We start from the raw sequence: 17,332 nt of genomic DNA, 5'->3' as shown, positions 1-17,332 counted from the left end.
CCGGATTTCCGCGGACGGGATGGCCGTGGCCGAAACCGGCCATCCCGTTCTCTGGAACGGTTCAGATGGTGAAGGGCCGGGAGTGCCAGAACTCGTGCGCGTTGTTGCTGGCGAATGCCATAAAGGCGAAGGACCCGACCGGAGGTGTGTCGCCGATACCGGAAGCGACGAACTTCAGCACGCGGCCTTGCCCGGGGACGACATTGTCGGCCACGTCCGACGCTCTGTTGGAGACCCGGAATCCGCCGCTGCCATTTCCTTGCTGAATGAACGCCCACTGCTGGCGGGTGGAACTGCCGCACGGCTGCTGGATCGCGAAACGGACGCTGGAATTGGACTCCCACGCCAGGCACATGCCGCTGAACCTGTTCTTCCACTGGTAGTAGCTGACGCCCGCCGCGGTGCCGAACTTGAAGGTCAGCGTCCAGGAGTTGGGCAGGGATCCGGGCGAGCGCCACCAGACGCCGGCCGTGACACCGGCCCGCCCGTCGCCATTGCTGCCACCGATATTGAGCGCCCAGTTCTGGTTGGCGTTGGGCACGATTTCATAGGCTAATTGCGCGGTTCTCGCGTGCGCTGAAACGCCGGGAAGGAGTCCCAGGCCGATCGCGACGATGAGTGTGACCATGGCGGTGCGCATGTGCGTTGACCCTCTCGCTGATGATTTCCCCGTGATGGAGGAATTTATAGGCGGCGAGGGTCCGGGGTGTCTGCGTCGAAGTGCACACGGGCGATCGGCGTGGTCCGGGTGCCGTTATTCTGCCTCGCGTTCTGCCGCCTGGAGCCGCCACCACTTCGCCATCGACTGGTCGATCTCCTCGCGGACGAACGCGAAGAACCGGCGGGTCTCCTCCAGGCGCCGCCCGGCGGGGCTGTCGGGACCCAGCAGCGCGAGGCCCTCCTCGGCGCCGGCCTGGACCCGGGCCAGCATCGGGTCGGACTGGCTGACGAAGTGGCTCCAGGTGTGCTCGTGGATCCGGCAGAAGTCGTGCCGGCTCCCGGGTTCGCGGCCGCGTTCGACCAGCCGCACCCGCACCAGGTACTTGACCGCCCCCGAGATCGCCGGCGCGCCGACCTCCAGCCGCTCGGCGAGTTCGGCGGCCGACAGCTTGCCGGAGTCGCTGACCAGCAGCGCGGCGTAGACCCGCGAGGCCATCCGGGGCATGCCGTACTCGACCATGATCTGCGCGAACCGTTCCCGGAAGCCGGCGAGGTCGCCCTTCTCCGCTCTCGTCACCCAAGCTCCCTTATATTCTCAAAGTTCACGAATTTCATGAAATGAGCGTAGCATCGTGGTGGTGAAGGACACTGAACTCATCGGAGTGCAGAAGACCCTCAGCCCCGTCCTCAGGGCCAAGGCGCTGGACAACCGGCTGCCGGACCCGATCCTCGGCGACGCGTACGCCGAGCGGGCGATGCGCCGCCTCGACCCCGACTACGACAAGCGCCGATTCGGCAGCAGCCAGATGGGCCTGGCCGCCGTGGTGCGGGCCAAGGCCCACGACGACTGGGCCCGGAGCTTCCTGGCCGGCCATCCCGACGCGGTGGTGCTGCACCTGGGCTGCGGCCTCGACGCCCGGGTGTACCGGATCGACCCGCCCGCCACCGTCGACTGGTACGACCTGGACTACCCGTCCGTCATCGAACTGCGGAAACGGTTCCTGCCAGCGCGCGAGCACTACACCCTGATCGCCTCCAGCGTCACCGACCTGACCTGGCTGGAACGGACACCCCGCGGCCGGCCCGTGCTGATGATCGCCGAGGGGCTGGTGCCGTACCTGACCGAGAGCGCCGTCCGGCACCTGCTGACCAGCGTCGTCGACGCCTTCCCCACCGGCCAGATACAGTTCGACACGGTGCCGGTCTGGGCGTGGCGGACCTCGAAATGGGACCCCACCCTGCGTAAATACGGCACCCGGTTCCGCTGCGGCTTCAACGACCCGGCCGCGCTGGCCGGCTGGCACCCGCGGCTCGCATACGTCGACGAGGCGCCGATGTACGACGCACCCGTGCTGATGGCCAAGGCGCCCGCGAACATCCGCCGCATGTACCGCCTCATGACCCTGCTTCCGGGTATGAGGCGCTCCACTCGCATCGTCCGCTTCCGGTTCTCCTAGGGCACGGCATACCGCGGCTATACCGCCGGTGCCTAGCATCATCCGCGGTGCTCTGACCACAGGCGGAGCATGGCGACGTGCTCGTTCACCGACAAGGATCGAATTCCATGCGGAAGCCCTCCCCTTCGAAGATGCTCGCCACTGCTGTCGCTGTCTCTGCGGCCTTCGCCGTGCTGACGCCGGCCACGGGGGCCACGGCTTCCTCGGCCGGATGCAAGGAGAAGTGGAGCAAGCTGAACACGAAGGACGGCTTCGTCAGCTACGTCCTGAAGCTCTGCAGCAACGGTTACGGCCAGGCGCGCGGCAGCGTGACGGACACCAAGAAGGACGTCTGGACGAGCGTGGTCGAGGTCTCCTTCAAGAAGAGCAACGGCGACGAGATCTATGGCGGGTACAAGGAGGCCGGCCGGAACAAGGGCCACAAGAGCTTCAAATGGTCCACGACCCGCACCAACCTCGACCGGATCACGATCAGGGCCAAGCGCTGCCTCCCGGGCACGATCGTGTGCAACAACACCAAGACCTACACGATCTACCCCTGACCTCTGGAGTGGTGTACGGGCTGGTTGCGGGCTCTCTTTCGCGGCCCGTCCGCGGTGCGCCGCCAGTGGTTGACCGAGCGGACGAGGTCGTCGTTGATGTGGCCGAGGAACCGGCTCACGTCCCGCAGGCGGGCGCCGCCGGGTGTGGCGGCGCCGAGGATCGCGGCTCCCTGCTCGGCGATGTCGGCCAGTTCGGCGTTCACCCGGGCGCTGGCCAGCAGCGCCCGGTGCCAGACGTCCTCGTCGATGACGTAGTGGTCGCGCCGTCGCCGAGGGTCGCGTTCACGGCGGATCAGTTCCTGCCTTTCGAGGTAGTTGACGGCCTTGGAGATCGAGGCCGGGCTGACCCGCAACTGCCGGACCAGTTCGGCAGAGGTCAGGCTGCCGGTGTCGGTGGCGTACAGGCAGGCCAGCACCCTGCTCATCATCGGCGGGAGCCCGGTCGCGCCCACCCGTCCGGCGAACCGCTCCCGGAAGTCCCGCAGGGCTTCGGCGGCCCGTCCCGGCGCGGCGGCGGCCGGGGGAACCGGGGACTGCGCCGATCGGGCTGACGCACGCCGCCGGGCACGCTGCTTGGTGGCCTGATGTGCCTGCTCGGCCTGGTAGCCGGCGGGCCCTCCGTTGCGGAGAATCTCGCGGGTGACGGTCGAGGCCGGGCGTCGCAGGCCCTTGGCGATCGTGGAGTAGGTGAGTCCCGCGGCCAGGCCGGCGGCGATGTTCTGGCGGTCCTGGCGGGTCAGCCTGTCTCCGGGCATACCTGTGACTCCCCTTCGCTGCCGTGGCGTGGCTGCTCAGTATGCATTAACCCGCAGCTCATTGCAAACAGCATCGGATTGTGCATTAACTTCAGTCTCATTGCAAAGATTTACGAGCTTTGAGCTGCTACTTCTCTTGCGATCATGACTTCTTACATTGAGTGAATCGCGAACGAGATATAGCGTGTCTGCGACCCCAAACGAGGAGTTGAGATGCGTACCTTTGCCGGAAAGAGATCCCATTCGCGTATGACCCGAGCGGGCCTGGGCCTGCTCGTCGCCACCACGGTCGCCGCCATGGCCACACCCGCGACCGCGGCCGGCGCTGACCAGGTCCCCGACCGCCCCGGAGTTCAGCGGGCGCTTGAGCGGGCCATTGCCGAAACCGGCCTTCCGGGCATCCTCGCGACGGTACGCGAGGGCGACGACACCTGGTTCGGCACGGCGGGCGTGGCCGACACCCGGACCGGCCGCAAGCGCCTGCCGCAGGAGCGGTTCCGCATCGGCAGCATCACCAAGACCTTCACCGCCACCGTCGTGCTGCAACTGGCGGCCGAAGGCAAGCTCAGCCTGGACGACAAGGTGGAGAAGTGGCTGCCCGGCCTGCTACGCGGCAACGGCCACGACGGCCGCCTGACCACCATCAGGCAACTGCTCAACATGACCAGCGGCATCTTCAACCACCTCATCGACAAAGAGATGCTGACCCGTATGTACACCCCGGCCTTCCTCAAGCACCGCTTTGACCGATACCAGCCGGAGCAGCTGATCAGGATCGCCACGTCCAACCCGTCCGACTTCCGGCCAGGCAAGGGCTGGACCTACACCAACACCGGCTTCGTCCTCGCCGCCATGATCGCCGAGAAGGCGACCGGCGAGACCTACGCCGAACTGGTCCACCGGCGCATCGCCCGTCCCCTCGGCCTGACCGGCACGTACGTGCCGGCGGGCAAGGAGGTGCGGATCCGCGGCCCGCACGCCCGGCACTACTCGATGCTGTCCGCCGAGGAGTCCGCGACCAAGACCTACGACGTGACCGAGCTGAACCCCTCCGCCGGCTGGGCCGCGGGCGACATCGTCTCCACCGCCGCCGATCTCGACCGGTTCTTCACCGCGCTGCTCAAGGGCCGGCTCCTGCCCCCTGCCCAGCATCGCCAGATGTTCGCCACCAACGTGGTCCCCGACGGAAAGTGGATCCCCAACACCACCTACGGCTTCGGCGTGGCCTCGGTGAAACTGTCCTGCGGCACCACGGTCTGGGGCATGGGCGGCGCGCTCCCCGGCTCGTGGTCATACGCCTACGGCACCCGCGACGCCGCCCGCATGCTCGTGCAGAACGTCAACGGCGACTGGAAGTACCCCGTGGCCTCCTTCACCAACGTCCTCGAAGCCGAGTTCTGCCCCACCGGATCGTCCTGACCCTCGGCGATCGCCTCCAGGTGGTCAGGCTGCGACGGCCTGACCACCCGCACCCGCCGGGGTGGACCGCACCTCGCGAACACTCATCCTTCTCGCCGGCCGGTGGCCGTGCTCTCGCGGACGATCAGGCGGTGCGGGGCGCAGAGGTCCTGCGGGGGTTCGGCGCCGGCCGCTGACAGGCGGGTGGCCAGGAGGTTGACCGCGGTTTCCGCGATGTGGGCCTTGTCCGGTGCGATGGTGGTCAGGGTGGGGGTGGAGAAGCGGCCGTCCTCGATGTCGTCGAAGCCGATCAGGGCGACGTCCCGCGGGACCCGCAGGCCGCGCGAGAGCAGGGTGCGCAACGCGCCCAGGGCAAGGGTGTCGTTGAAGCAGAAGACGGCGTCCGGCGGGTCGCCGGCGAGCAGGCGGGCCATGGCCTCCGCGCCGTCGGCGCGGTGGTAGTCGGAGACGTCGGCGACGGCGTGCTCGGACAGGCCCGCGTCGGACAGGGCGCCGCGGAAGCCGCGCAGGCGCTGTTCCGCCGTGACCGCGCGGGCGGCGCGCTGGGCGCCGATGGCGGCGATGCGGCGGCGGCCGAGGGCGACCAGGTGCGAGGTGGCCAGGTGGGCGGCGGCGACGTTGTCCACGGCGATGTGGTCGAGCGTGCCGCCGCCGATGCGCTCGCCCAGCAGGACCATCGGGGTCTGGTCGGTCCGCGCGCGCAGGTCCTCGGGGGTGAGGGCGAGGGGGCTGAACAGCATGCCGTCGATGAGCTGCGCCCGGATGCCGGACATGACGAGTTGTTCCTTACGGCGCTCGCCCTGGGTCTGGTCGATGAGGACGGTCCAGCCCCGCAGGTCGGCCACCTCGATCACCTTGGTCGCCAGCTCGGAGAAGTAGGGGATCGACAGATCCGGTACGGCCAGCGCGATCACCCCTGAACGGCCGCTGCGCAGGTTACGCGCGGAGAGGTTGGGCTGGTAGCGCAGCTCGGCGATGGCCGCCTCGACCCGGGTCCGGGTGTCCGGGCTGACGTGGGGGTAGCCGTTGACCACGTTGGAGACGGTCTTGATGGACACGCCCGCGTGTTCGGCGACGTCTTTCAGCCTGGGCCGCATGCCGAGCACTCTATCGCGATTTACAACGATGAAATAGGCCGTTTACAACGTTGCAGACAACGATGTAGAAAGGCTGCCATGGAAGACGCACACCTCAGCCTGGATCCGGCCTTCGAGATCGCCCCCGTCAACCGGCGCCTGTTCGGCTCCTTCGTGGAGCACATGGGCAGGTGCGTCTACACGGGGATCTTCGAGCCCGGCCACCCCAGCGCCACGCCCGAGGGCTTCCGCGGCGACGTGCTGGACCTGACCCGCGAGATGGGCGTCAGCGTGGTGCGCTATCCGGGCGGCAACTTCGTCTCCGGCTACCGCTGGGAGGACGGCGTCGGCCCCGACCGCCCGACCAGGCTCGACCTGGCCTGGCGGCAGATCGAGACCAACCGGTTCGGGCTCCACGAGTTCATGTCCTGGACCGACCGGGCGGGCGTCGAGCCGATGATGGCCGTCAACCTGGGCACCCGGGGCATCCAGGAGGCCTGCGACCTGCTGGAGTACGCCAACCTGCCGGGCGGCACCCACCTGTCCGACCTGCGGATCAAGCACGGGGCGGCGGAGCCGTACGGGATCAGGCTGTGGTGCCTGGGCAACGAGATGGACGGCCCGTGGCAGATCGGGCACAAGACGGCCACCGAGTACGGCCGGCTGGCCAACGAGACCGCCAAGGCCATGCGGCTGGTCGATCCGGGGGTCGAGCTGGTGCTGTGCGGCAGTTCCAACTCCCAGATGCCCACGTTCGGGGCGTGGGAGTCGACGGTGCTGGAGCACGCCTACGACGCGGTCGACTACATCTCGCTGCACGCCTACTACGAGGAGGACGGTGACCTCGGCAGCTTCCTCGCCGCGGCGGTCGACATGGACCGGTTCATCTCCTCCGTGGTCGCGACCGCCGACCACGTGCGGGCGCGGCTGCGCCGTACCAAGAAGATGATGTTGTCCTTCGACGAGTGGAACGTCTGGAACCAGGCCCGCTACGAGGGCCGTGAGCAGGGCGACTTCGAGGAGGCGCCCGTGCTCATCGAGGACACCTTCACCGCGGCCGACGCGGTCGTGGTCGGCGACTTCCTCATCACGCTGCTGCGCCACTCCGACCGTGTGAGCGTGGCCTGCCAGGCGCAACTGGCCAACATCATCGCGCCCATCCGCACCACGCCGGGCGGACCCGCCTGGCGTCAGACGATCTTCCACCCGTTCGCGCTGACCGCCCGCCACGCGCGGGGGACCGTGCTGCGGGTGGAGCCGCGCTCGCCGCTGCTCGACACGGCGAGGTACGGCGAAGCCGCGCAGTTGTCCGCCGTGGCCACCCTCGACGACGAGGGCGTCACGGTGATCGCGGTCAACAGGAGCGCCCACGAGGCCCTGGACCTGACCGCCGACCTGCGCACCCTAGGACGGCTGAGACTCGCGCACACCCACCTGCTGGAAGCCGGGGCCGACCCGCACGCCACCGAAGCGGCCGTCGTGCCGCTCGCCAACGCGCAGCTCGACGGGGCACAGTTGCGCGCCCTGCTCCCGGCTGCGTCCTGGAGCCTGATCCGTCTCACCTTCACCGGAGCTGACCCCGCATGAAACGCCTGCTCGCTCTCGCCGTCGTCACCGCACTCACGCTGACCGCCTGCGGATCCACCGACAAATCCGGCGCACCCGGCGCCCCGGTCACGCTCACCTTCTGGAACGGCTACACCGGCCCCGACCGCCCCGCGCTGGAAGGGCTGGTCAAGAAGTTCAACGACACGCATCCCGGCATCCGCGTCGAGATGAACATCATGACCTGGGATGTGTTGTTCCAGAAGCTGCTGCCCGCCTACACCAGTGGCAACGGCCCCGACCTCGTCGCCTTCGACGACGCCCACATCGGCCGGTTCGCGGCCAAGGGCGTGCTGGCCCCGCTCGACGACTGGTTCACCGCCGAGCGGACGGCCAGCCTGGTCAAGCCCGCCGTCGAGGCCACGCTGTTCAAGGGCAAGCACTACGCGGTGCCCATGACGTTCACGCCGATCCTCATGTACTACAACAAGAAGCTCTTCAAGGACGCCGGGCTCGACCCCGCCAAGCCTCCGGCCACGTGGCAGGAGTGGCAGTCCGCGCTGAAGAAGCTGACCAAGGACACCAACGGCGACGGCCGCCCCGAGCAGTACGGCACCGCGCTGCCCGACCACCAGACGATCCAGGTCTGGCCGATCCTGCTGTGGGGCAACGGCGGCGACCTGCTCTCGCTCAGCAGCCCCCAGTCGGTGCAGGCGGTCCAGCAGTGGAGCGACCTCGTCGCCAAGGACCGGATCTCGCCCACCGGCCTCGGCGGCGCGGACGCCGACAAGCTCTTCCAGACCGGCAAGGCGGCCACCAACATCACCGGGCCGTGGATGACCACCGGGTTCAAGGAGGCCGGGGTGGACTTCGGCGTCGCCATGGTCCCGGCGGGACCCGCCGGAGCGGTGACGCTGGCCGGAGCCTCCTCCTTCGTGCTCAACGCGAAGTCCGACGCGGCCAAGCAGAAGGCGGCCAAGGAGTGGTTCACGTTCTGGAACTCCAAGGAGTCGCAGATCGCGTGGTCCAACGGCTCCGGCTTCCCCGGCGTCAGAACCGACGTCACCCCCGAGGACACCAAGGCCAACCCGTACGTGGCGCAGTTCGCGGCCCATTCGGAGAAGGCCCGCGTGCTGCTGCCCGGCCAGGCCGAGTTCCGCAAGATCTACGAGGAGATCTTCGAACCGGCCGTCCAGCGGGTGACCACGGGCAAGGCCCAGGTCCAGCCGGCGCTTGACGAGGCGGCCAAGGCGATCGCGCCGCTTTCCGGCCCATGAGGGCCCGCCGTACGGCGACCGCGTACGCCTTTCTCGCACCGACCCTGATCGTGGTCGGGGTGTTCATGGTCTGGCCCATGCTCCAGTCGCTGGCCGACTCCTTCTACGACAAGTCCATCGGCCCCGGGATCTTCGTGGGGCTCGGCAACTACACCAAGCTGCTCGCCGACCCGGCCTTCCTGGTCGCGCTGCGCAACACGGTGTTCTACGCGGTCGCCGCGACACCCGTCGCGGTCGCGCTGGCCCTGGGCCTGGCGCTGCTGCTCAACGGGCACGTCCGGGGGCGCGGGTTCTTCCGCTCCGCGCTGTTCCTGCCGTCCGTGGTCTCGTTGGGCGTGGTGGCGATCGCGTGGAAGTTTCTGCTCGATCCGGACATCGGGCTGGTCACGTACTGGCTGCGCGGCCTCGGCGTCGACGTGGGCGACGGCGTACGGGACGCGGACGTGGCCATGTGGTACCTGATCGGCGTCGGCGTCTGGAAGAACGCCGGCTTCTACATGGTCATGTACCTGGCGGGGCTGCAGACGATCCCGCGCATGTACTACGAGGCCGCCACCATCGACGGCGCCGGGCCGTGGCAGCGCTTCCGCAAGGTGACCTGGCCACTGCTCGGGCACACCACGATGTTCGTCTTCATCATCGCCGCGATCGCCGCGCTCCAGGTGTTCGACCAGATCTTCGTCATGACCCGCGGCGGGCCGCACTTCGCCACCGAGTCGCTGGTCTACCTCGTCTACCGCAAGGGCCTGCAGGACTTCGAGTTCGGCTACGCCTCGGCCATCGCCTGGGTGCTGGTGCTGATCGTGTTCGTGCTGTCGCTGGCGCAGAACGTCTTCTTCAGCCGCCGGGCGGTGAGGTACTAGTGCGAGTCCTGAAATATGGGGCTTTGTTGGTCGGGGCGGGGCTGGTCCTGCTGCCGCTGGTCTGGATGGTCGTGGCGTCGATCACGCCGGAGGCGGCGATCGTCCGCTATCCGCCCTCGCTGCTGCCCGGCGGCTTCACCACCGACCACTACACCCAGATCTGGGAGCGGATCCCCTTCGGCCGGCAGTTCCTCAACACCGTCGTGTTCGCGGGCGGCGTGACGGCGGTGTCGCTGCTGCTGGACTCCCTGGCCGCCTACGCCCTGGCCAGGATGGACTTCCCCGGCAAGAACGCGGTGTTCGTCCTGATCCTGCTCCTGCTGATGATCCCGCCGCAGGTCACGCTGGTGCCGTTGTTCCAGCTGCTCAGCTCCATGGACTGGATCAACACCTACCAGGGGCTGATCGTGCCGCGGGCGACGAACGCGTTCGGCATCTTCTTCCTGCGCCAGTACTTCCTGACGATCCCGCGCGAGCTCGACGAGGCCGCCCGCATCGACGGCTCGTCCGAGTTCGGCATCTACCGGAGGGTGATTCTGCCGCTGTCCGGGCCCGCGCTGCTCACGCTGGGCCTGTTCCACTTCATGTACAACTGGAACGACCTGCTCTGGCCGCTGGTGTTCACCACCGAGACCGACATGCAGACGCTGCCCGCGGGGCTGGCGCTGTTCATGGGCGAGCACGTCATCGAGTACGGGCTGCTGATGGCCGGCGCCGTGCTCACCCTCCTGCCGATGGTCGCCGCGTTCCTGCTCGTCCAGCGGCGCTTCATCGAAGGCATCGCAACCACCGGAATGAAGTAGGTACCACGCATGGTGAAGCACGTCCTTGCCTGCCTAGCCCTTTTATGCGGAAATATCGCCCTCACCGGCGCCCCCGCCGAAGCCGCCACTGCCACTGTCAACGTCAACGCCAATGTCATCTCCGTCGACGCGAGCAAGCCGATCGGCGTGGTCCAGCCGTCGGTCACCGGCCAGATGATGGAGTGGGCCTCCGACTCCATGAACAACGCCTGGGCCGAGAAGGTCGCCAACCGCTCCCTGGAGACCGAACCCGCCCGCAGTACCCTCTATGACGGCTTCGACACCGCCGACCGCTCGAAGTGGACCCCCACCAGCCTGGACGGCGCGCCGGCCGGGACGTTCACCGTCTCCGGCGGCGCCGCGGCCGTCACCGCAGCCCAGCCCGGCCGCTTCGGCATCATGTCCAACCCGGTCCCCGGCAGCCGGTACGCCACGGTCAGCGTGGAGACGAGGATCGTCTCCGCGACGGGCACCAACGCGATCCTCAGCGTCTACGGCGGCTCCGGCGCGTTCACGAACTTCGCCGAGTTCGCCATCGAGGGCGGCGTGCTGAAGGTCCACGCCGACGGCCGCCCCACCTGGACGGGCGGCGCGGCCACCACGCCGTCGGTCCTGCGCGTCGACGTCTCCGGCCGCGACGGCACCGCGCGGACGTTGCGCTTCTTCCACAACGGCACGCTGGTGCACACCCTGACGGGCTTCACCGGCCTGCCCGGCGACTACCGGGCCTTCCTGTACGGCTGGAGCGGCACGGTCACCGCCGACTACCTGGCCCTCACCCCGGACGGCACCTACGACTCCTTCTCCGGAAGCGCCCTGTCACCCCGCTGGACCCCCTCCCGCCTGGAGGGCACGAACAACGGCAGCGTGAGCGTGAGCGGCGGCCGCGCCACCGTGACCGGCGGCGCGCAGTCCCGCTACGGCCTGCTGTCCGACCCCATCGCCAACAGCTCCGTGGACTGGACGACGATCGAGACCAGGCTCGACGGCGTCACGGGCACGAACGGCCTCATCAACGTCTACGGCGGCGCCGGCGGCTTCGAGCGCTTCATGGAGTTCGGCGTCGAGGGCGGCGTGGCCAGGGTCTTCACCAGCGACGGCACCGGCAACTGGACCGGCGGCGCGGTGACTCTGCCGGCGACACTGAGCGTGCAGGTCAGCCCGTACTGGTCCAACGGCAGACTGTTCAGGTTCTTCGTCAACGGCGTGCGCGTGCACGAGCTGGCCACCCGCACCGACGTCCCCCACCCGGACTTCCGTCTCTTCCTGTACGGCTTCGGCGCCTCCACCACCGTCTGGGACGAGGTCAAGGTCAGCCAGGTGCACATGCTCGACCGCTGGGACAACCACTTCGAGGGCGGCGGCGTCTCGGGAGCCTGGACGCCGACCACGCTCGAAGGCGGCTGGGGCAGCGCGGGAGCGGCCAACAGCCAGATGACGATCAACGGGGCGGCCGGAAGCCGCTACGGCCTCATGTCCCAGCCGCTCATGGAGAGCGACGTCCAGGACTACGCGGTCGAGGCCAAGCTCGACTCCTACACCGGAGTGAACGGCCTGCTCAACCTGTACGCGGGCACCGGCCGCGGTGATTTCTCGAAATATCTGGAATTCGGGGTCGAAGCGGGCACCCTGCGCGTCTTCGGCGACGGCGTCACCCCGTGGACCGGCCCGGCCATCTCGCTGCCCGTCACTCTGCGCATCGAGGTCGGCGACACGGTCTCCTTCTTCGCCAACGGCCGTCTCGTCCACAGCCTCCCCAAACCCGCCGTCCTGCAGAACACCGAGTACCACGCCTTCCTCTACGGCTACGGCACCAGCGTGACGAAGTGGGACTACCTGACCTGGTGGCGCACCGACAACGCCTGGCGTCCCGACGGCCACACCGACGTGGCCACCTACGAGCGCGAGCGCACCGCCGCCAACGGCAGCTACGCCCAGCGCGTCGACGTCCAGCACACCAGCGGGCGCAGAGGGATCAGCCAGGGCGGCATCGCCCTCACCGCCGGCCGCGCCCACGAGGTCAGCGTCTACCTCAAGCAGACCGGGCTGAGCGCGCCCGTCACTCTCGCGCTCGGCCCCGACACCGGAGACTCGCCGGGCTACACCCCCTACGCCACCGCCAACGTCACCGGCGTCGGAAGTACGTGGTCCAAGCACACGGTCACGCTCACCCCGTCGGCCACCGACCGTTACGCCAAGCTCTTCATCGGTACGGCCGGCACCGGCACCCTCTGGATCGACATGGCCGGAGTCATGCCCAAGGACCCGGCCGAGGTCGTGCACGGCGGCTGGCGCAAGGACTTCGTCGACCGGGTGGCCGCGCTCAACCCGGGCTCGATCCGGTGGCCCGGCGGGATCATCGCCGACAGCTACACCTTCAGCGACGGCATCGGCCCCCGCGACCAGCGCCCGCCCATGTACTACGGGCAGTGGGAGGCCGGGTGGATGACCAACGACGTCGGCACCGACGAGGTGCTCGGCCTGGCCGAGGCGCTGAACATCCCCGTGGTGCTCAACGTCAACTGGGGCCAGGGGAGCGCGGCGACGGCGGCCAACTGGGTCGAGTACACCAACGGCGCCGCCGGAACCACCTGGGGCGCCAAACGGGGGCGCGCGCCGTACAACGTGAAGACGTGGGAGATCGGGAACGAGGTGTGGGGCTCCTGGACGCCCGGTCACACCAGCGCGGCGGCCTTCGCCGCCAGCTACGTGACCTTCCGCGACGCGATGGCCGCCAAGGACGCCACGATCACCTTCATCGGCGAGGGCGGTGACGGCACCAACAACGACCAGAGCTGGAACACCACGATGATCGCCAACGCGGGATCCAAGCTCGACCACCTGTCGATCCACTACTACAGCCCGCAGCCCCTGCCGCAGGCCTACGACAGCGCGGCCGTCTACGCCGCCTCCGTCGGCGCGCCCGCGGTGATCGGCGACCGCATGGCGACGGTCACCAACACGATCCTCAACGGCACCAGCCGCGACATCAAGATCGCGGTGACCGAGCACAACGCCATGTACTTCAACGAGGAGCACCGCAGGTCCAGAAGCCTGGAGGGCGCGCTGCAGGAGGCCGGGCTGCTCAACCTGTTCATGCGCAGAAGCGACGTCAACGAGGTGAACGCGGCCTCGACCCTCATGGAGTTCTGGGACGGCAGCGCCATCCGGCTGGGCAACAGGGGCAGCTTCGTCACCCCGACGTACCTGGTGCAGAAGCTGATCGCCGACCGCCACGGGCCGCTGCTGCTGCCCACCACGGTCACCGGTCCCACGTACAACGCCCCCGCCATGGGCAACCTGCCCGCCCGCAACGGCGTGCCGATGCTCGACGTCACCTCCACCCGGTCGGCGGACGGCGCCAAGCTCTACGTGTCGGTCGTCAACCGCGATCCGTCGGCCGCGCAGGCGGCGACGATCAACCTCGCGGGCGCGGGAACGGTCGGCTCGACCGCCACCGTCTCGACGGTCGGCTCGCCCGGCTACCTCGACCGCAACACCTGGCAGCAGCCGACCGCCATCCAGACCACGACCACCACGACGACCAGCGTGAACGCCCACACCTTCCCGGCGCACTCGTTCACCGTGCTGACGTTCGACATCGCGGCGCCCGCCGTCGCGGCGCCGGTGATCGTCGGCAGGGTGACCAAGACCGACGGCACCCCGATCGCCGGCGCGACGGTCACCGCGGGCGGCCCCGGCGTGGTCACCGACGCCTCGGGCCACTACCGGCTGCCCGCCGCCGCGGGCGTCCGCGACCTGACGGTGTCGGCGTCCGGCTACAGCACCTACGTCCGCACGGCGGTGGAGGTGTCGGCGCTGGGCGCGAGCCCCTTGCCCGTCCGCCTCACGCCCTAGCCGCCGGCGCCCCTCGCGGTTTCCCGCGGGGGGCGCCTACCATTCGCTGGTGATCTTAGGCATCCTCCTCTTGACGGCACCGGGTGTTTTCGTGGGACTGCTGTGCGGGTCGGTCTTCCTCGCCTCGGAAGCGGCCCGGCGAGAACATCTCAGGTCACGCTTCCTGCTCTGGGGGGCGGCCATGACGGTCGCCGGCCTCGTGCCGGTGGCCGTCATCGCCTGGTCGACGCACGCGGACGACACGTACTACGACAGCTTCTGGTCGTTTCTGCGGGTTGTCGCGGCCATCTTGGGCGGGGCGTTGGTGCTCGCCGGCCTGGGAGCGTTCATCCCGTGGCTGCTGGACGTCCTGCGGCGGCGCACCGCCCGGCTGTCGCCGGTGGTCCGGCTGGCCGCCCGCGACGTGGCGCTCGGCAGGCACCGGACGGCCGCCCCGATCGCGCTCACGATGGTGCTGACGGCCTGCGCGGTCGTGGTGACGAGTGTGGCGATCGCCCAGTCGGCACAGGGCCGGGCCTGGTACGTGCCCCAGGCCCGGCACGGCGCTCTCCTCGTGAACCTCCAGAACGCGGACGCGGCGGTCATGCGGGCGGCCCTTCAGCGAGAAGTGCCCGCGGACTCCGTCGTGCGGAGAGACCACACCACCCATCAGGGGCACTTCAGCCTCGACGTGGAAGGTGTGGACCTGCCGGATGTGGAGGGTGTGATTCCGCCCGGTTTCATCGGCGACCAGGCGCTCCTGCGCTACCTCACCGGGAACGCGGCCACGCCCTACGACGAGGGAACGGCTGTGGTCGTCACGCCCCACGACCTGGACGTCGACACGGTGACCGTCTTCTACTCCCTGCCCACCGATGACGACGATGCCGCGTTTCGCACCAAGGCCCTTCCCACGACCGTGGTCAAGTCTCCCGATCGGCAGGTTAACGAGGTCTTCATCCCGACGACGGTCATCCGGGACCTGGGGCTCGCCCCGGAGGCGGAGTCGCTGATCGTCGACCCCTCCCGACACCGGACGACGGCCGCCGAACTAGAGCGCATCCATGGGCGCTTGGTCGACGGCGCGTACACCTATCTTGAGCTTGGGTATCAGGCGCCGGTCGCATGGATGGGCGTCGTCGCGGGGGCGGTTGTCGTCGCGCTCGGCGGGGCGCTGGTCGCGGGTGGCCGGGCGGGCACCGGAACCCGGTCCGGGCGGACGCTGCTGAGAGCCGGCGGCGGCTCGGCCGCCCCGCTGCGGCGGCTCGCCGCGGGGCGCGCGGGATGGAGCGCGCTCTGCGGAGCGGTGCCGGGTGCCGTCGCCGGGTGTGGCATCGGATGGTTGCTGGCCTGGCCGATGACCACATCCAACGACGAGTACGACATCCTGCTACGGGTGTCCTTCGGGACTCCCTGGTGGGCGATCGCCGCTCTGGCCGTCGGGCTGCCGGTGCTCGCCGGGGCGATCGCGGCGTTGCCCACGCCTGCGGCCCCTCACTCCCGGGGCTCGATGACGTAGCGGCGGGGGGCTACGGCGTCCGGGTGGCTCGGCAGCAGGTCCAGACAGGCACGGTGCGCCTGGCCCGGGGTGATGGCCGTGCCGGTGACGAGGTGGCAGGTGAACGTGCCGTCCCCGTCGAGCGTGACGCTCGCCGTAGCGCCGGGCACCGCGCGCTCGACCAGCAGCCGGACGGCCTCCGGTCGCACCCACGAGGTGCCGGAACGCACCCACTCCGGCCCGTACGGCATGGCCGCCACCCCGGTGACCGCCCCGATCTCGGCGACGTCCACCACCCGATCGCCCGCCGCCGTCAGCAGCCTGACCAGCCCCGCCCCGAACACCTCGGCCTCCTCCCCGGACAGCGCCGCGGGGTTGACCCACAGGGTCAGGTCGAGCACGGTGTCGAGCCGGTTGATCCAGAGCGAGAGGTTGGCCGGCAGCGCCGCCTCGGGCAGCCAGGTCAGCTCGGGCTCGTCGACCGGGTCCTCGTCGTCGCCGGGCGGCACCTGGGCGCTCATGTCGTTGAAGACGCAGTCCCTGGCGTACCGGGTGCCGCGTTCGGCGTCCATGGCGTGGATCGCCTCCCACAGCGCCTCGGAGTCGAAGCGGCTGCGCTGGTACCCGGCGAGCGCGGCCACCCGGAAGCGGGCGATCAGCTCGTCGAAGGTCGCGGCGCGCAGATCGGTCACGACCAGGGCGTCCTGGGCCAGCGGGCCGATGTGCGTACGCAGCCTGGGATGGGCGCGGTTGCTCGACAGGGAGGCCAGCAGGCAGGTCGGCTGGGCCGTACGGTGGCCGACGAGGGTGCCGAGCGCGGCCATCACGATCATCGAGGGGCTGGCCCCGGTCCTGACGGCGGCACGTTCCAGGCAGGCCATGACGGCGGCCGAGCGGACGCGCAGCCGCGCCACCATGGCGTGCTCGGTGTCGAAGGCGATCGGGAACATCGTCTGCGGCGACCTGGCCAGGCCGGTACGCCAGTGTTCGAGTGCCGCCTCGGCGCGGCGCAGCGCCGCCGGGGTGCGTTCACTGTCGGCCAGGTCGATGGGCTGGGTCGGTTCGGGGCCGGGCAACGGCCGGCCGTGCAGGAGCGTCTCCCATTCGCGCAGCAGGTGGGCGAGGCTGATGGCGTCCACGGCGGTGTGCGGGAGCACGAAGACCGCCAGGCGTGGCTCGGCCTCCGTGCAGATCACCGCCATGCGCAGCGGGAACTCGCCTTCGAGGTCGAAGCGCGGGGCGCGCAGGAGGGCGCCGGTCTCCTCGGCGGCCCGCATCGGCGGACCGCCGTGGTCGGGGACGACCACGACCTCCAGCGCGCCCTTGCCGTGCACGTGCTGCGTGCCGGCGGTGAAGGTCGTGCGCAGGCCCTCGTGCCGGGACAGCAGCGCGAGGGTGGCCTCGGCGATCCGGTCGAGACCGGTCCGCCGTGGCACGCGCTTGATCATCAGGAAGTTCATGTGCTCGGGAGGATCCCGGAGCACGCAGCGCGCCATGTTCGCTTGGCCCATGGTCAGCGCGCCCTGCCGGTCCGGCAGGCCATCGAAGTGCACGATCAGATTCAACGGAGCCCGTCCATTGTCCACGTCCACTGGAGCTG

14 protein-coding genes are annotated in these 17,332 nt (G+C 69.4%); 9 read left to right on the top strand and 5 right to left on the bottom strand.

Translation table 11 applies throughout. The annotated features are described in order from the left end of the window. Positions 1-61: 61 nt before the first annotated feature. Together ACFWY5_RS34515 and ACFWY5_RS34510 are read right to left on the bottom strand one after the other, a co-directional pair. Positions 62-640: an RICIN domain-containing protein gene (locus ACFWY5_RS34515; protein WP_379636911.1), complete on the bottom strand. Its 579-nt coding sequence runs from the start codon at positions 638-640 to the stop codon at positions 62-64. Between the two features lie 114 nt (positions 641-754). Then, positions 755-1,237, bottom strand: a complete 483-nt coding sequence (locus ACFWY5_RS34510; RefSeq protein WP_379623809.1) for a GbsR/MarR family transcriptional regulator — start codon at positions 1,235-1,237, stop codon at positions 755-757. 61 nt (positions 1,238-1,298) lie between these two features. Here ACFWY5_RS34510 and ACFWY5_RS34505 point away from each other — a divergent pair, with 61 nt between their 5' ends. Next, positions 1,299-2,117 (top strand): class I SAM-dependent methyltransferase, encoded by an 819-nt coding sequence (locus tag ACFWY5_RS34505; RefSeq protein WP_379636909.1) that lies wholly within the window; start codon positions 1,299-1,301, stop codon positions 2,115-2,117. A 107-nt stretch (positions 2,118-2,224) separates the two neighbouring features. Continuing rightward, positions 2,225-2,659 carry a hypothetical protein gene (locus ACFWY5_RS34500; RefSeq protein ID WP_379636908.1) on the top strand — a complete coding sequence of 145 codons (435 nt, stop codon included), beginning with the start codon at positions 2,225-2,227 and terminating at the stop codon, positions 2,657-2,659. On the opposite strand, the gene ACFWY5_RS34495 is transcribed toward ACFWY5_RS34500, so the two are convergent. Next, a complete protein-coding gene (locus ACFWY5_RS34495) occupies positions 2,650-3,414 on the bottom strand; it encodes a MarR family transcriptional regulator (protein ID WP_379636906.1) in 765 nt (254 codons plus the stop codon). The genes ACFWY5_RS34500 and ACFWY5_RS34495 overlap by 10 nt on opposite strands. Positions 3,415-3,663: 249 nt before the next feature. Between ACFWY5_RS34495 and ACFWY5_RS34490 the strand changes: the two genes are divergently transcribed. Next, entirely contained in the window at positions 3,664-4,833 is a 1,170-nt protein-coding gene (locus tag ACFWY5_RS34490) for a serine hydrolase domain-containing protein (RefSeq protein WP_379636904.1), read from the top strand. Between the two features lie 83 nt (positions 4,834-4,916). Here ACFWY5_RS34490 and ACFWY5_RS34485 read toward each other — a convergent pair whose 3' ends face one another. Next, complete coding sequence (locus ACFWY5_RS34485) at positions 4,917-5,930, bottom strand: LacI family DNA-binding transcriptional regulator (RefSeq protein WP_379636902.1); 1,014 nt, start codon at positions 5,928-5,930, stop codon at positions 4,917-4,919. A 78-nt stretch (positions 5,931-6,008) separates the two neighbouring features. Here ACFWY5_RS34485 and ACFWY5_RS34480 point away from each other — a divergent pair, with 78 nt between their 5' ends. Genes ACFWY5_RS34480 through ACFWY5_RS34455 form a run of 6 tightly spaced genes read left to right on the top strand, consistent with a single transcriptional unit; the run spans position 6,009 to position 15,753 of the window. Further along, positions 6,009-7,496 (top strand): alpha-N-arabinofuranosidase, encoded by a 1,488-nt coding sequence (locus ACFWY5_RS34480; RefSeq protein WP_379636900.1) that lies wholly within the window; start codon positions 6,009-6,011, stop codon positions 7,494-7,496. Continuing rightward, positions 7,493-8,731 carry an ABC transporter substrate-binding protein gene (locus ACFWY5_RS34475; protein WP_379623822.1) on the top strand — a complete coding sequence of 413 codons (1,239 nt, stop codon included), beginning with the start codon at positions 7,493-7,495 and terminating at the stop codon, positions 8,729-8,731. Before ACFWY5_RS34480 ends, ACFWY5_RS34475 begins: the two co-directional genes overlap by 4 nt. Next, positions 8,728-9,594 carry a carbohydrate ABC transporter permease gene (locus ACFWY5_RS34470; RefSeq protein ID WP_379636898.1) on the top strand — a complete coding sequence of 289 codons (867 nt, stop codon included), beginning with the start codon at positions 8,728-8,730 and terminating at the stop codon, positions 9,592-9,594. Before ACFWY5_RS34475 ends, ACFWY5_RS34470 begins: the two co-directional genes overlap by 4 nt. Before the next feature lie 23 nt (positions 9,595-9,617). Next, complete coding sequence (locus ACFWY5_RS34465; RefSeq protein ID WP_379623825.1) at positions 9,618-10,397, top strand: carbohydrate ABC transporter permease; 780 nt, start codon at positions 9,618-9,620, stop codon at positions 10,395-10,397. 9 nt (positions 10,398-10,406) lie between these two features. Next, a complete protein-coding gene (locus tag ACFWY5_RS34460) occupies positions 10,407-14,255 on the top strand; it encodes an alpha-L-arabinofuranosidase C-terminal domain-containing protein (protein WP_379636896.1) in 3,849 nt (1,282 codons plus the stop codon). Between the two features lie 49 nt (positions 14,256-14,304). Further along, positions 14,305-15,753 carry a hypothetical protein gene (locus tag ACFWY5_RS34455; protein WP_379636894.1) on the top strand — a complete coding sequence of 483 codons (1,449 nt, stop codon included), beginning with the start codon at positions 14,305-14,307 and terminating at the stop codon, positions 15,751-15,753. On the opposite strand, the gene ACFWY5_RS34450 is transcribed toward ACFWY5_RS34455, so the two are convergent. Then, on the bottom strand, positions 15,729-17,285 hold the full coding sequence (locus tag ACFWY5_RS34450) for a condensation domain-containing protein (RefSeq protein WP_379636892.1): 1,557 nt from the start codon (positions 17,283-17,285) through the stop codon (positions 15,729-15,731). The genes ACFWY5_RS34455 and ACFWY5_RS34450 overlap by 25 nt on opposite strands. Positions 17,286-17,332: the final 47 nt, after the last annotated feature.

It is taken from the genome of Nonomuraea sp. NPDC059007 (assembly GCF_042740555.1).
GTDB lineage: Bacteria > Actinomycetota > Actinomycetes > Streptosporangiales > Streptosporangiaceae > Nonomuraea.
The sequence above is the reverse complement of the archived record's forward strand: the minus strand, read 5'-3'. Positions and strand labels throughout refer to the sequence as shown.